The organism is Sphingomonas sp. Leaf339 (assembly GCF_001426195.1).
In the GTDB taxonomy this organism is placed as follows: domain Bacteria; phylum Pseudomonadota; class Alphaproteobacteria; order Sphingomonadales; family Sphingomonadaceae; genus Sphingomonas.
On the sequence record NZ_LMRS01000001.1, the window covers coordinates 1017788 to 1030614 of the forward strand.

The following is a 12827-nucleotide window of genomic DNA, read 5'->3' on the forward strand; positions in this document are numbered from 1 at the left end:
CGTAGCGGACGCGCTTATAGCAGGTCGCCCCGCCGTCAGTCATCCTGCCACGTTACGCCGTCGCGCTCGGTCAGCGCGATGGCGGCGTTCGGTCCCCAGCTGCCCGAGGGATAGCTTTTCGGCTTCTGGTCGTTGGCGACCCAGCCTGCCCGGATCGCGTCGATCCACTTCCACTGCGCCTCCACCTCGTCGCGGCGGACGAACAGCGTCTGGTCGCCCTCGATCAGGTCGAGCAGCAGGCGTTCATAGGCGATGCGCCGGCGGCTGCCGGCGAACTCGGCGTCCATCGACAGGTTCAACGGCACCTCACGCAAGCGGACGCCATCGCGGTCGAGGCCGGGTTCCTTCGCCATCACCAGCAGCTGGATATACTCCTCCGGCTGCAGACGGATGATGAGCATGTTGGGCTGAAGCAGCCCGCCGCGCCCAGCGAACATCGAATGCGGTACCGCCTTGAACTGGATCGCGATTTCCGACCGTCGCGCGGCCATCCGTTTGCCGGTGCGCAGGTAGAACGGCACCCCCTGCCACCGCCAGTTGTCGATATGCGCCTTGATCGCCACGAAAGTTTCGGTGGTGGAGGGTTTGCCCAGCTCTTCGGAATAGCTCTTCACGAATTTTTCGCCGACCGCGCCGTCGCCATACTGACCGGTCACGGTGTTCTGGGGCACTTCCTCTGGCTTCATCATCCGTAGCGAGCGGAAGACCTTCGACTTCTCGTCGCGGACATCGGCGCCGTCGAAATGCGCGGGTGGCTCCATGGCGATCAGGGCGAGCAATTGCAGGATATGGTTCTGCACCATGTCACGCAGCGCGCCGGCGGTCTCGTAATAGCCCGCGCGTTCCTCCAGACCGACCTTTTCGGCGATCGTGATCTGGACGTTGTCGATCCCCTGCGCGTTCCACACTGGTTCGAAGAACGAATTGCCGAAGCGCAGCGCGAGGATGTTCTGGACGGTTTCCTTGCCCAGATAATGGTCGATGCGGAACGTGCGCTCCTCGGGAAACGCCTTGGCGACCGCGTCGTTGATCTCGCGGCTGCTCTCCAGATCGTAGCCGAGCGGCTTTTCCAGCCCGACCCGCACGGTATTGCCGGCAAGGCCCACCGATTGCAGTCCCTCGATCGCCGATTCGAACAGCGACGGCGCGGTCGAGAGATAGATGGCGAGGCCGCCCGAGATATCGCCGATCTTGTCGGCCAGCGGCTGGAAGCTGCCCGGATCGGACAGGTCGGTGGGCTGATAGAACAGCCGGTCGAGAAAGGCGCCGACGGCGCTTTCGTCCTTGCGATCCTCGGGCAGGAACTCGTCGAGCGCCTTCTTGGCGAAATCTCGATACGCCGCATCGCTGTAATCGTGGCGGGCCGCGCCGGTGATCGTCAGCCCGGCCGGCAGCAGGCCATCGGCATGGAGGCCATAGAGCGAAGGCAGCAACATGCGCTGCGCCAGATCGCCGGTCGCGCCGAACAGCAGCAGCTTGGCTACGGGGTCGCGGGGCATCGCGTATCCTTTAAATTACAGGGAAAGCCCGGCGACGGGATCGAGGCCCGCCATCAGGTTGAGATTCTGAACCGCCGCGCCGCCGGCTCCCTTGCCGAGATTATCCAGCGTCGCGATCAGTCGTGCCTGACCGGTGGCGGCATTGCCGTGGATACGCAACGTCATCGCATCGGTGCCGGCATGTTCCTCCATCGCGATCGTCGCGGCGTCGTCATCGGCGACGTTCACCAGCGGCTGGCCGGCATAGGCTGCGGCGAGAACGTCGCGCACCGCCGCCAGCGTCGGCGCGCCGGGCAGCGCGTGCAGGTGCAGCGGCACCTCCACCACCATGCCGCGATAGGTATCGACCACGGCGGGGGTGAAGATCGGCGCGTGGGTCAGGCCGGCATGGGCCGTCATCTCGGGCGCATGCTTGTGCGCCAGCCCCAGCGCATAGGCACGGAAGGCGGGGGCGCCGCCAGCCTGATATTCCGTGACCATCGCCTTGCCGCCGCCCGAATAGCCCGACACCGCGTTGACCGTCATCGGCCAGTCCGCCGGCAACAGCCCCGCCCGCACCAGCGGCCGGACGAGCGCCAGAAACCCCGTCGGATAGCAGCCGGGATTGGACACCCGCGCCGCCCCTGCGATGCGGTCCGCACCGTCCGGCTCCAGCTCGGCAAAGCCATAGGTCCAGCCATCGGCGACGCGGTGGGCGGAGGAAGCGTCGATCACCCGCGTCCGGACGTTGCGGATCAACGCTACCGCCTCGCGCGCGGCATCGTCGGGCAGGCAGAGAATGACGAAGTCGGCGTCGTTCAGCGCCTCGGCCCGCGCCGCGGCATCCTTGCGTCGGGCATCGTCGATCGTGATGAGGTCGATGCCGGTGCGCCCGGTCAGCCGTTCGCGGATTTCGAGACCCGTGGTGCCGGCGGCGCCGTCAATGAATACCCGTGCGGTCATGCCGCCACATCCTCAATCGATGGCTTGCCGAGCGCGGCGGCGGGCAGATATCCGACCAGTCCGTTGCCAGGCGCTATGCCCCAGGCGGCCTCACCGATCAGATCGAGTACCTCGAACGCGTCGCCCTCGCTCAACACGACGATGACGGACGAATCCTCCGCCCGGTCTTCGCGAAGTTCCGAATCGATCGTCAGCACGCGGGGCATGGGCGCGGCGTAATGCGGGGCGAACACGAGTTCGGCGAGGCGAACATCGGCGAGATCAGCGCGCACCGCGTTCGTCGCCGGGTCGAGCGTCGCCGACCGACCCGTCAGCGCGAACGCCTTACGCGACGGCGCGCTGGATGGCGTGGGGAGCGCCGTCGCCGATGAAATGCCCGAACTCTTCAAGAAAAACTGCCCCTTCGGAAGTGCGCGCGACGAAGATGTTGCGCTTGTCGCTATCGTCGCGTTGCCGGCGCAGATAGCCGAGCGCGCCCAGTCTGTTCAAGGCGCGCGTAACGACGGGCTTCGATACGTTCAAGGCGCCGGCCAGTCCGCGTACCGTATGCGGCCCCGGTTTCAGGTAGACGAGCAGCAGCAACGCCATCTGGCGATTGGTCAAATCCGGTTCGCCCGAGCGGACATAGTCCACCAGCGCGGTCATCCAGGTCGATAGAGCATGGGGATCGTATATGGCCACGGCGCTGTGTTTCCGAATTGTCGCCCGATGGGTCGGGCTTCGTTTCGATGTCATAACGCCCTGAGGCACGGCTGGTTTCCCGCAGCGCAGCGGCTTTTGGCCGCGATCGGTTGATCGCGCCGGGCGGCTGGCCTATGTGCGCTGCCGTCATCGCCCCTTCAATGTCCGGAACGCCCCCGATCCATGTTCGCCTTCCTGCTCATCGTTCACGCCATCATCGCCGCCGCCCTCGTGACGGTGATCCTGATGCAGCGCTCGGAAGGCGGCGGCCTTGGCATGGGCGGCAGCCCGTCGGGATTGATGTCGGCCCGCGGTGCCGCCAATTTCCTCAGTCGCGCCACATCGGTGCTGGCCAGCGTGTTCGTGATCTTTTCGATCGTGATGGCGGTGTATGCCGCCACGCGTAAGGTCGAATCGATCGACACGTCGCTCGCGCGGCCGGTGTCGGCGCAGCCGGGCGTGCCGCAGGGCGTGCCCGCGCCGCAGGATAACGCCGTGCCGAACACGCCCGCCGATGGCACCGTGACCACCGGCGCCGGCAAGCCGGTGCAGGTTGGCCCCGGCAGCCCGGCCGACAACTCGTCGGTCCCGCTCGCCAACTAAAAACTCCATTCACCGCAATCGCGGCGCCTGCGAGCTTCGCGGGCGCTTGTCGTGCGTGTCCCATCCAAGCTAGGCGACTCCTCCCATGGCACGGTACATCTTTATCACCGGCGGCGTGGTCTCGTCGCTCGGCAAGGGGCTCATGGCGGCCTCCCTCGCAGCGCTGTTGCAGGCTCGCTGCTACAAGGTCCGGATCCGCAAGTTCGATCCGTATCTGAACGTCGATCCCGGCACGATGAGCCCGTACCAGCATGGTGAAGTCTATGTGACCGACGACGGGGCGGAAACCGACCTCGACCTGGGCCATTACGAACGCTTCACCGGCGTCGCGGCGCACCAGTCGGACAACGTCACATCGGGCCGCATCTATCATCAGGTCATCACGCGTGAACGGCGCGGCGATTACCTGGGTGCGACGGTACAGGTCATTCCCCACGTCACCGATGCGATCAAGGCGTTCGCCCGCGCCGACACGATCGATGAAGACGGCAACGACCTCGATTTCGTCCTCTGCGAGATCGGCGGCACCGTCGGCGATATCGAGTCGCTGCCCTTTATCGAGGCGATCCGCCAGCTGAAGAACGAGCTGGGCCGAGGCCAGTCGATCTCGATCCACGTCACGCTGGTCCCCTACATTGCCGCCGCGGGTGAGCTGAAGACGAAGCCCACGCAGCATTCGGTGCGCGAGATCGCGGCCCTTGGCGTCGCGCCCGACGTGCTGGTCTGCCGCTGTGAGCATCCGTTGCCGCCGTCTGAGCGATCCAAGATCGCTTCGTTCTGCAACGTGCCCACCGCCGCCGTCATCCCGGCGCTCGATGCCAAGAGCATCTACGCCGTGCCGCTGCAATATCATGCTGAGGGGCTGGATGAGGAAGTGCTGCGCGCGTTCGGAATCGAACCAGGCGCCGCACCCGATCTGTCGCGCTGGTCTGATATCGTCGATCGCCTGACCAACCCGGAAGGTGAGGTGACGGTCGGCGTCGTCGGCAAATATGTCGGGTTGCAGGACGCGTACAAGTCATTGAACGAGGCGCTGGTCCATGGCGGCATCGCCAACCGGGTGAAGGTCAACGTCCGCTGGATCGACGCCGAATTGTTCGAGGGCGACGATCAGGCGGCAATCGCCGCGCATCTGGAACCGTGCCACGCGATCCTCGTCCCCGGCGCGTTCGGCGAGCGTGGCGCGGAAGGCAAGATCGCCTCCGTCCGCTTCGCGCGCGAGCGGCAGGTGCCGTATTTCGGCATCTGCTTCGGGATGCAGATGGCCTGTATCGAGGGCGCGCGCGATCTCGCCGGCATCAAGGGTGCCTCATCCACCGAGTTCGGCCCGACCGACGAACCGGTCGTCGGCCTCATCACCGAATGGATGGGCCGCGACGGGCTGGAGAAGCGCGAGGAGCAGGGCGACATGGGCGGCACGATGCGCCTCGGAGCCTATGCCGCGAAGCTGACCGGCAATTCGGTTGTCGCCTCGATCTATGGCACCAACGATATCTCGGAGCGGCATCGCCACCGGTACGAGGTGAACACGCATTACAAGGCCGCGCTGGAATCCGGCGGACTGGTCTTCAGCGGCATGTCGCCCGACGGCACGCTGCCGGAAATCGTCGAGCGCCCCGACCATCCATGGTTCGTGGGCGTGCAGTTCCACCCGGAATTGAAGTCCAAGCCGTTCGATCCGCATCCCCTGTTCGCCAGCTTCATCGAAGCCGCCGTCAAGCAGAGCCGGTTGGTCTGACAATGTAAAACCCCCCTCCCGGTGGGGAGGGGGGCGATCGGTGTTATGCCGCCTGAGCGGTTTCCGTATCAGCCTTCGGCGCTTCGACCGCGGTCAGCGGTGCGCCAGTCTTGATCGTGATGGTCTTCGGCTTCATCGCCTCGGGCACTTCACGGACAAGGTCGATCACCAGCAGGCCGTCGACCAGTCGCGCGTCCTCTACGAACACGAAATCGGCGATTTCGAACCGGCGTTCGAAGGAACGGTTAGCGATGCCGACGTGCAGGAACTGCGCACCCGGCTGCTTTTCATCCTTGCGACCGACGACGAGCAGCAGGTTCTGTTGCGCGGTGATCTCGATCTCGTCGCGCCCGAACCCGGCCACGGCCAGCGTGATGCGATAGCGGTCGTCGCCCAGCCGTTCCAGATTGAACGGCGGATAGTTCTCCGGGCCGGAGCTGCGGGCATTGGTTTCCAGCAGATCGAACAGCCGGTCGAAACCGATCGTCGAGCGACGATAGGGGGTGAGGTCAATACGCATGTCAAATCCTCCATTGAGCGAGTTGTAGCTAGGCGCCCGCCTGTGCGCGGCGCCGGTTGCACGGTCCGGTTTCGGCCCCGTACGGTCGGCAATCTGGGAATGGCCGATCCGGCTTCAAGAGGTGTCCGCAGAAAAATTCAGCCGCTTTTTTTGCTGTGTGTGAAGCTGTGCTTCTGGGCCTCCAAGCCTGACCATGATTGAAAATCCCCCGATTCGGTAGAGTTTAGTGGCAAGGGGATTTTCCATGACGCTCACGCTTACCTTGCTGCTCGCCCTTCAGGTCGCGCCCCCGCCCGCCGACCCACAACCGGCGCCGCCGGCCGCGACCGATCCGTTACCCGCGCCCGAGGATCAGGCTGAGGCAACCGGCCGCACTGGGCCGGCTGTGTCGGGCAGCGGCGGTGATATTGTCGTCACCGCCCGACGGCGGGCCGAATCGATCCAGCAGGTGCCGATCGCGATCTCGGTCATCGGTGGAGCCGCGCTGGCGGAGACCGGCACCTATAATGTCAGCCGCCTGACCCAGCTTCAGCCGACGCTGCAGTTCTATTCGACCAATCCGCGCAACTCGGCCGCCAATATCCGCGGTCTCGGCGCGCCGTTCGGCCTGACCAACGACGGGATCGAACAGGGCGTCGGCATCTATGTCGATCAGGTCTATTACAGCCGCATCGCCTCGGCGACGTTCGACTTCACTGATACCGAGCGGATCGAGGTCCTGCGCGGCCCGCAGGGTACGCTGTATGGCAAGAACACGACGGCGGGCGCGATCAACGTCATCACCCGCAAGCCCAGCTTCACGCCGGAGGCACGGGTCGAACTGACCGCCGGAAACCTCGATTTCTTCCAGGGCAAGGCATCCGTGTCCGGCCCCCTGGTCGACGACAAGGTCGCGATCCGCCTGTCGACCTCGGTCACCACGCGGCGCGGCACGATCTACAATGTCCGTCAGGATGAATATCAGAACAGTCAGGATAATCTCGGCCTGCGCACGCAGATCCTGTGGAAGGCGGCACCCAATCTCGATTTGACGCTCTACGGCGATTACAACCGCCAGAACCCCAATTGCTGCGTGCAATATTACGCACGCACCGGCGCGACGCAACGGCCGCTGAACCGCCAATATGCCGCCCTGGCCGCCGCGCAGGGCTATGTCGTGCCGTCGACCAACGCGTTCGACCGCGTCACCGATGTCGACACCGATTTACGCGCGAAGCAGGAACTGGGCGGCCTGTCGCTGGTCGCCAATTGGGACTTGGGGGCGGCGACGCTGACCTCGGTATCCGCCTATCGCTTCTGGCACTGGAACCCGTCGAACGATCGCGATTTCATCGGATTGCCGATCACCACCGTGTCGGCGAACCCGTCGCAGCAGAGCCAGGTGACGCAGGAACTGCGCCTCGCCTCCAATGGCAACACCGCACTCGATTATGTTCTTGGCGCGTTTTATTTCTATCAGAAGATCGATACCCAAGGGTTGCAGGTACAGGGACCGGCGGCGAGCCGTTTCCTGCTCAATCCCGGCGCCAGCGTTTTGCCCGGCGCGTCCGGTTGCGCAACCGCGACGACGACGGCCTGTATTCCGGCCGCTCTGAACAATCTGACGTCGCGCAATACGATCGGGTTCACCAACACGTCGGCGGCGGTGTTCGGCAAGCTGACCTGGCATGCCAGCGACCAGCTTTCGATCTCACCTGGCCTGCGCGTCAATTACGACAAGAAGGACGGGTCGTATGTCTCGCTCGTCACCAACGGTACGAACACCGCGCTGACCAACGACCAGCGCGGGGTGCTGGCGCCGCAGTCCTATGATCCCAGCTTCGACAACTGGAACGTGTCGGGCGACCTGACCGTGGCGTACGATATCAGCCGGGACGTCCACTATTACGCCACCTACGCGCGCAGCTATAAGTCCGGCGGCATCAACCTGTCGGGTCTGCCGCTCGATGCGCAGAACAATCCGATTCTATCGACCGCGACGGTGCGACCCGAAAAGGTCAATCATTTCGAACTCGGCCTGAAGACCCAGTTCGCCGATCGCCGCGCGACGGTGAACATCGCGGGCTTCTGGACCGAGATCGAGGATTATCAGGCCACCGTCACGAACAATCAGGTGGGGGTGTTGCGCGGCTATCTGGCCAATGCCGGCAAGGTCCGCACGCGCGGGATCGAGGTCGACTCGGCTTTCCGCCCGACCAGCCGGATCAACCTGTATGCGAATGGTGCCTTTACCGACGCCAGCTATGTCCGCTTCGTCGATGCGCCGTGTCCGCCGGAACTCGCCGGGGGCACCACGGTCGGCGCGGGTCAGACGCCGGCGGCGGCCGGCACGCTGGGTCTCAGCCCCGCGAATTGCAATATTTCGGGCCAATGGTTGCCGGGCGTATCGCGCTGGGCATTCTCGTACGGCGCCGAATACGACCTGCCGGCACGGGTCGCGGGCGTCGATGGCCAATTCTATCTGGGATATGACGGCAGCTACCGGTCAAAATTCTCGTCTAACCCGTCGCGTTCGCTCTACACCGACATCAACGGCTATGCGCTCAGCAATTTCCGGTTGGGGTTCAAGGCAGAGAAGAGCTGGAACGCTTTCCTGTGGCTGCGCAATGCCTTCGACCAGAACTATTACGATGTGCTCGCCACCCAGTCGGGCAGTACAGGACTGGTCGTCGGCCAGCCGGGCGATCCGCGAACCTATGGATTGACGGTATCGGCCAGTTTCTGATGACGATGGTCATCGGGCGTTAAGTATCGCGCTGGCAGAAAGTCGGGGTGCCGACGGGGAGTCGAAGTCTGGAAGCTCCCGACTTTCCGCCGGCATCGGACGGGCGGCAGATGTCATGGCGTGATCTTTGGCGGCACGAAGTTGTTGGCCGATCGCCAGAACGGCAAACGCCCGGGCCGTTTCCAGCCCGGGCGCCTGCGTGACGATCGCTCGTCAGCCCCCGATTTCCCGCTCTCGCTCCAGCCTCTTATAGGGCGGGCGGAAGAGCATCCCCGAACCAAGGCCTTTGCCTGTGTTTCAGCGAGGTTGTTGCTAGATCGTGTCTGGCGACTTGTCACTGTCCTTGCGGCCCCCGCGACACGATTGCCGATCGGCTGTGGATTCCCTGCAACAGCGGGATCATGTTGCGTCCGTCCCCGCCGTTACGTAGAGCCGTCGGCGACATGATCCTCTCTCGATACGAACGGATGATCGCCCGCCGCTATCTGCTGCCGGGCAAGGGGGAGGGATTCATCTTCCTCGTCGCATCCATCAGCCTCATCGCGGTGATGCTGGGCGTCGCCGCGCTCGTCATCGTGATGAGCGTCATGAACGGCTTCCGCGCCGAACTGTTCGACAAGATCGTCGGGCTGAACGGTCATGCGGTGGTGCAGGGGGTCGGCGGTCGTCTGCCCGACTGGCGTGAGGTCGTGCAGGCCGCGCGCACCACGCCCGGCGTGACATCGGCCGTGCCACTGATCGAACAGCCGTTGATGGCCAGCTATAACGGCCGGGTCGAGGGCGTACTGGTCCGCGGCATGCGCATCGGCGACATCCGGTCGAACGCGACGCTGGGCGACAAGGTGCTGATGGGCTCGCTCGCCGGCATCACGCCGGGCAGCGACAGCGTGGCGATCGGCAGCCGGCTGGCCGAGGCGCTGGGCGCGCAGGTGGGCAGTGAAATCTCACTCATCAGCCCGCAGGGTCAAGCATCGCCGTTCGGCACCGTGCCGCGCATCGTCAGCTACCGGGTCGGCGCGATCTTCGAGATCGGCATCTATGATTATGACAAGGCCTATGTCGTCATGCCGATCGAGGATGCGCAGACGCTGCTCCTGATGGGCGACGTCGCCGGCATGGTCGAGGTGAAGACGGTGGATGCCGACCGGGTGGGCGAGATCCTGAAGCCGCTGGGCGACCGGATCGGCAACATGGCGGTCATCAGCGACTGGCGCACGATGAACGCGCAGTTGTTCGAGGCGCTGGCGGTCGAGCGGGTGGCGATGTTCACCGTGCTGTCGATCATCATCCTGGTCGCAGTGTTCAACATCCTGTCGTCGCTCATCATGCTGGTCCGCGCCAAGACGCGCGACATCGCCATCCTGCGCACGATGGGCGCCACGCGCGGTGGTCTGATGCGCATTTTCATGGTGGTCGGGACGACGATCGGCGCGCTCGGCACGGTCGCGGGCCTCGCGCTCGGCTTCGTGTTCCTGTTCTATCGGCAGGCAGTGGTGAATTTCGTCCAGCTCGTCACCGGTCAGAACCTGTGGGACCCATCGATCCGCTATCTCACCACATTGCCGTCGAAGACCGATCCGGTTGAGATCGTCGTGATCGCCGCCATGGCGCTGGGGTTCAGCTTCCTCGCCACGCTGTACCCGGCGTGGAAGGCGGCGAGCACCGATCCGGTACAGGTGCTGCGTTATGAATGACCCCACAGGAATATCGGAGGACGGCCGGCGCGGCGCTGCCGCATCCGACGACGCCATCCTCCAGACCACCGGCCTCGCACGCAGCTTCGTGCAGGGCGGCGAGACGATCCATGTCCTGCGCGGTGTCGATCTGGTTGTCCGTCCCGGCGAGATCGTCGCGCTGCTCGGCCCATCGGGCTCGGGCAAGTCGACGCTGCTCCAGGCGGTCGGCCTGCTGGAGGGTGGGTTCGAGGGATCGATCCGCATCGCCGGATCGGAAGCGGCGAAGCTCGACGCGCATGGTCGCACCATCGTCCGCCGCGATCAGCTCGGTTTCGTCTATCAGTTCCACCACCTGCTGCCCGATTTCAACGCGACCGAGAATGTCGTCCTGCCGCAACTCGTCCACGGCGCCACCCGCGCCGCGGCGGACGAGCGGGCCGCCGACCTGCTCACCGCGCTCGGCCTCGGCCATCGCCTGACGCACCGGCCCAGCCAGTTGTCGGGCGGCGAGCAGCAACGCGTCGCCGTCGCCCGCGCGCTTGCCAACCGGCCGGCGCTAGTGCTGGCGGACGAGCCGACCGGCAATCTCGACGAACATACTGCCGACCGCGTGCTGGCAGAATTCCTCCGCCTTGTCCGCGGCGAAGGCTCCGCCGCGCTGGTCGCCACGCATAACGAGCGACTGGCGAAACGCATGGACCGCGTCGTCCGCCTGCACGAGGGCGTGCTGACATGAGCCGGTGGCGCGAGACGCCGACGCTGGCCGGTCGCCACGTCACGCTCCGCCCGTTCGATCCCGCCGATATCGCCGCCCTGACCGATGTCGCGCGGACGGACGATCTGTGGGACCTGTTCTATGCCAACGTATCGCAGCTGAAGACGCCTGACCGCTGGACGGCGTCCGCGCTGGCCGAACAGGATCATGGTCGTGCGCTTTTGTTCACCGTCCTCGACGCGGAGGGTATGGTCGCGGGCGCCACCCGCTTCATGCGGATGAACGAGACGCATCGCCGGCTGGAGATCGGCGGCACCTTCTATGCCACCCGCGTCCAGCGGACGGGGGTGAATACCGAGGCCAAGCGGCTGCTCCTCACCCACGCGTTCGACGTGCTGGGGTGCCAGTGCGTCCAGATTCGCACCGATGCACTCAACAAGCGCAGCCAGACCGCGATCGAACGGCTCGGCGCGAAACAGGACGGTATCCTGCGCGGGCATCAGGTGATGGCGAATGGCCGTCTTCGCGATACCGTCGTGTACTCGATCATCGACCGCGAATGGCCGGCGGTGCGACAGAATCTCGACTATCTGCTGGGAAGGTACGACCGATGACCGTCACCGATTTTACCGTGCGCGATGCGAAGGGCGGCGAGGTTGCGCTGGCGGATTATGCCGGGCAGGTGCTGTTGATCGTTAACACCGCGTCGAAATGCGGGTTCACCCCGCAATATGAGGGACTGGAGGCGTTACAACGCCGCTACGCCAATCGCGGCCTGACCGTGCTGGCCTTCCCCTGCAACCAGTTCGGGGCGCAGGAACCCGGCGATGCGGCGGAGATCGCGAACTTCTGCACCACCAGTTACGATGTGACCTTTCCCGTCATGGCGAAGGTCGATGTCAACGGTGCCGATGCCGACCCGTTGTTCGACCATCTGAAAGCGGAAGCGCCCGGCCTGTTGGGATCGAAGGCGATCAAGTGGAACTTCACCAAGTTCCTGGTCGACCGTCAGGGCAAGGCGGTCCACCGCTATGCCCCGACGACCAAGCCGGACGAACTGACCGCCGACATCGAAAAGTTGCTGTAGCAGGCCGGCGTCAGACGGAGAACGCCGGCTCCCCCTTCTTGTGCGCCAGTGCCGATGTGATCGAGGCGATACCTCCGAACAGGAAGCTGATCCCCAGGATATATCCCGGCAACGTCAACGCCGAGAAGGGCAGGGTGGCAAGCACGAATGCCGCCAGGATCAGGTTGATGACACCCAGCGCGATCATCATCCCCTTGCCGCGCCGCATCCGGCTGCCCCACACGATCTCCATCGCGCCGCGCACCGCCAGCCATACCGTGACCAGCAGTGTCAGCGACAGCGCACCCGTCGCCGGCTCGAACGCCATGATGCAGCCGATGATGAGCGAGACGAGGCCAAACCCGATCGCATAGCCACGGCCGTCATGCCCGCGCCCGAAGATGCCCGCCGCGATCGATATTGCGCCGGCGGCGATGAAGAACGCGCCGATCACCAGCGTCGCCGCCATCGTCGCCGCGAATGGCCAGGCGAACGCGGCCAGTCCCAACAGGGCCGACAACACGCCATATCCCAACATCCATCCCCAGCCGGCGCCCACCACGGGCGGCATGGCAGTGTTGGTGAAGTCGTGTCGGGTGTCGGTCATCTCGGGCTCCTGTCGTGTCGGCGGCAAACGGCCCGTCGCAACGCGGGTTCCGGTG

At 64.9% G+C, this 12827-nt stretch carries 13 protein-coding genes; 7 read left to right on the top strand and 6 right to left on the bottom strand.

The window, feature by feature from the left end; all coding sequences use genetic code 11:
* Positions 1-35 precede the first annotated feature (35 nt).
* Genes zwf through ASG67_RS04880 form a run of 4 tightly spaced genes read right to left on the bottom strand, consistent with a single transcriptional unit; the run spans position 36 to position 3086 of the window.
* Positions 36-1499, bottom strand: coding sequence for a glucose-6-phosphate dehydrogenase (gene zwf, locus ASG67_RS04865; protein ID WP_056525910.1), 1464 nt, complete (start codon positions 1497-1499; stop codon positions 36-38).
* A 15-nt stretch (positions 1500-1514) separates the two neighbouring features.
* A complete protein-coding gene (gene argC, locus ASG67_RS04870) occupies positions 1515-2441 on the bottom strand; it encodes an N-acetyl-gamma-glutamyl-phosphate reductase (RefSeq protein ID WP_056525913.1) in 927 nt (308 codons plus the stop codon).
* Entirely contained in the window at positions 2438-2830 is a 393-nt protein-coding gene (locus ASG67_RS04875; RefSeq protein ID WP_235535042.1) for an SH3 domain-containing protein, read from the bottom strand. Before ASG67_RS04875 ends, argC begins: the two co-directional genes overlap by 4 nt.
* Entirely contained in the window at positions 2766-3086 is a 321-nt protein-coding gene (locus tag ASG67_RS04880; RefSeq protein ID WP_056525920.1) for a MarR family transcriptional regulator, read from the bottom strand. The genes ASG67_RS04875 and ASG67_RS04880 overlap by 65 nt, the downstream gene beginning before the upstream one ends.
* Before the next feature lie 219 nt (positions 3087-3305).
* On the opposite strand from ASG67_RS04880, the gene secG reads away from it, so the two are divergent.
* Both secG and ASG67_RS04890 read left to right on the top strand, forming a co-directional pair.
* Positions 3306-3725 carry a preprotein translocase subunit SecG gene (secG, locus tag ASG67_RS04885; protein ID WP_056525923.1) on the top strand — a complete coding sequence of 140 codons (420 nt, stop codon included), beginning with the start codon at positions 3306-3308 and terminating at the stop codon, positions 3723-3725.
* A gap of 85 nt (positions 3726-3810) precedes the next feature.
* Positions 3811-5463, top strand: a complete 1653-nt coding sequence (locus tag ASG67_RS04890; protein ID WP_056525926.1) for a CTP synthase — start codon at positions 3811-3813, stop codon at positions 5461-5463.
* Positions 5464-5506: 43 nt separating this feature from the next.
* On the opposite strand, the gene ASG67_RS04895 is transcribed toward ASG67_RS04890, so the two are convergent.
* Entirely contained in the window at positions 5507-5983 is a 477-nt protein-coding gene (locus ASG67_RS04895) for an Hsp20 family protein (protein WP_056525928.1), read from the bottom strand.
* A 244-nt stretch (positions 5984-6227) separates the two neighbouring features.
* On the opposite strand from ASG67_RS04895, the gene ASG67_RS04900 reads away from it, so the two are divergent.
* From ASG67_RS04900 to ASG67_RS04920, 5 genes are all read left to right on the top strand, one after another.
* On the top strand, positions 6228-8708 hold the full coding sequence (locus tag ASG67_RS04900) for a TonB-dependent receptor (protein WP_056525931.1): 2481 nt from the start codon (positions 6228-6230) through the stop codon (positions 8706-8708).
* A 443-nt stretch (positions 8709-9151) separates the two neighbouring features.
* Positions 9152-10402, top strand: coding sequence for a lipoprotein-releasing ABC transporter permease subunit (locus ASG67_RS04905; protein WP_056525934.1), 1251 nt, complete (start codon positions 9152-9154; stop codon positions 10400-10402).
* A complete protein-coding gene (locus ASG67_RS04910) occupies positions 10395-11120 on the top strand; it encodes an ABC transporter ATP-binding protein (RefSeq protein WP_056525937.1) in 726 nt (241 codons plus the stop codon). The genes ASG67_RS04905 and ASG67_RS04910 overlap by 8 nt, the downstream gene beginning before the upstream one ends.
* Positions 11117-11713, top strand: a complete 597-nt coding sequence (locus ASG67_RS04915; protein WP_056525940.1) for a GNAT family N-acetyltransferase — start codon at positions 11117-11119, stop codon at positions 11711-11713. Before ASG67_RS04910 ends, ASG67_RS04915 begins: the two co-directional genes overlap by 4 nt.
* Positions 11710-12186, top strand: coding sequence for a glutathione peroxidase (locus tag ASG67_RS04920; protein WP_056525945.1), 477 nt, complete (start codon positions 11710-11712; stop codon positions 12184-12186). Before ASG67_RS04915 ends, ASG67_RS04920 begins: the two co-directional genes overlap by 4 nt.
* A 10-nt stretch (positions 12187-12196) precedes the next feature.
* Here ASG67_RS04920 and ASG67_RS04925 read toward each other — a convergent pair whose 3' ends face one another.
* Complete coding sequence (locus ASG67_RS04925) at positions 12197-12772, bottom strand: HdeD family acid-resistance protein (protein WP_056525947.1); 576 nt, start codon at positions 12770-12772, stop codon at positions 12197-12199.
* Between the last annotated feature and the right edge of the window lie 55 nt (positions 12773-12827).

What these genes read in the sequence shown, in the direction of transcription:
- ASG67_RS04890 (WP_056525926.1), top strand. Translation starts at nt 3,811, where the DNA reads ATGGCACGGTACATCTTTATCACCGGCGGCGTGGTCTCGTCGCTCGGC.
- ASG67_RS04880 (WP_056525920.1), bottom strand. Translation starts at nt 3,086, where the DNA reads ATGACCGCGCTGGTGGACTATGTCCGCTCGGGCGAACCGGATTTGACC.
- argC (WP_056525913.1), bottom strand. Translation starts at nt 2,441, where the DNA reads ATGACCGCACGGGTATTCATTGACGGCGCCGCCGGCACCACGGGTCTC.
- ASG67_RS04910 (WP_056525937.1), top strand. Translation starts at nt 10,395, where the DNA reads ATGAATGACCCCACAGGAATATCGGAGGACGGCCGGCGCGGCGCTGCC.
- ASG67_RS04925 (WP_056525947.1), bottom strand. Translation starts at nt 12,772, where the DNA reads ATGACCGACACCCGACACGACTTCACCAACACTGCCATGCCGCCCGTG.
- secG (WP_056525923.1), top strand. Translation starts at nt 3,306, where the DNA reads ATGTTCGCCTTCCTGCTCATCGTTCACGCCATCATCGCCGCCGCCCTC.
- zwf (WP_056525910.1), bottom strand. Translation starts at nt 1,499, where the DNA reads ATGCCCCGCGACCCCGTAGCCAAGCTGCTGCTGTTCGGCGCGACCGGC.
- ASG67_RS04915 (WP_056525940.1), top strand. Translation starts at nt 11,117, where the DNA reads ATGAGCCGGTGGCGCGAGACGCCGACGCTGGCCGGTCGCCACGTCACG.
- ASG67_RS04905 (WP_056525934.1), top strand. Translation starts at nt 9,152, where the DNA reads ATGATCCTCTCTCGATACGAACGGATGATCGCCCGCCGCTATCTGCTG.
- ASG67_RS04895 (WP_056525928.1), bottom strand. Translation starts at nt 5,983, where the DNA reads ATGCGTATTGACCTCACCCCCTATCGTCGCTCGACGATCGGTTTCGAC.
- ASG67_RS04920 (WP_056525945.1), top strand. Translation starts at nt 11,710, where the DNA reads ATGACCGTCACCGATTTTACCGTGCGCGATGCGAAGGGCGGCGAGGTT.
- ASG67_RS04900 (WP_056525931.1), top strand. Translation starts at nt 6,228, where the DNA reads ATGACGCTCACGCTTACCTTGCTGCTCGCCCTTCAGGTCGCGCCCCCG.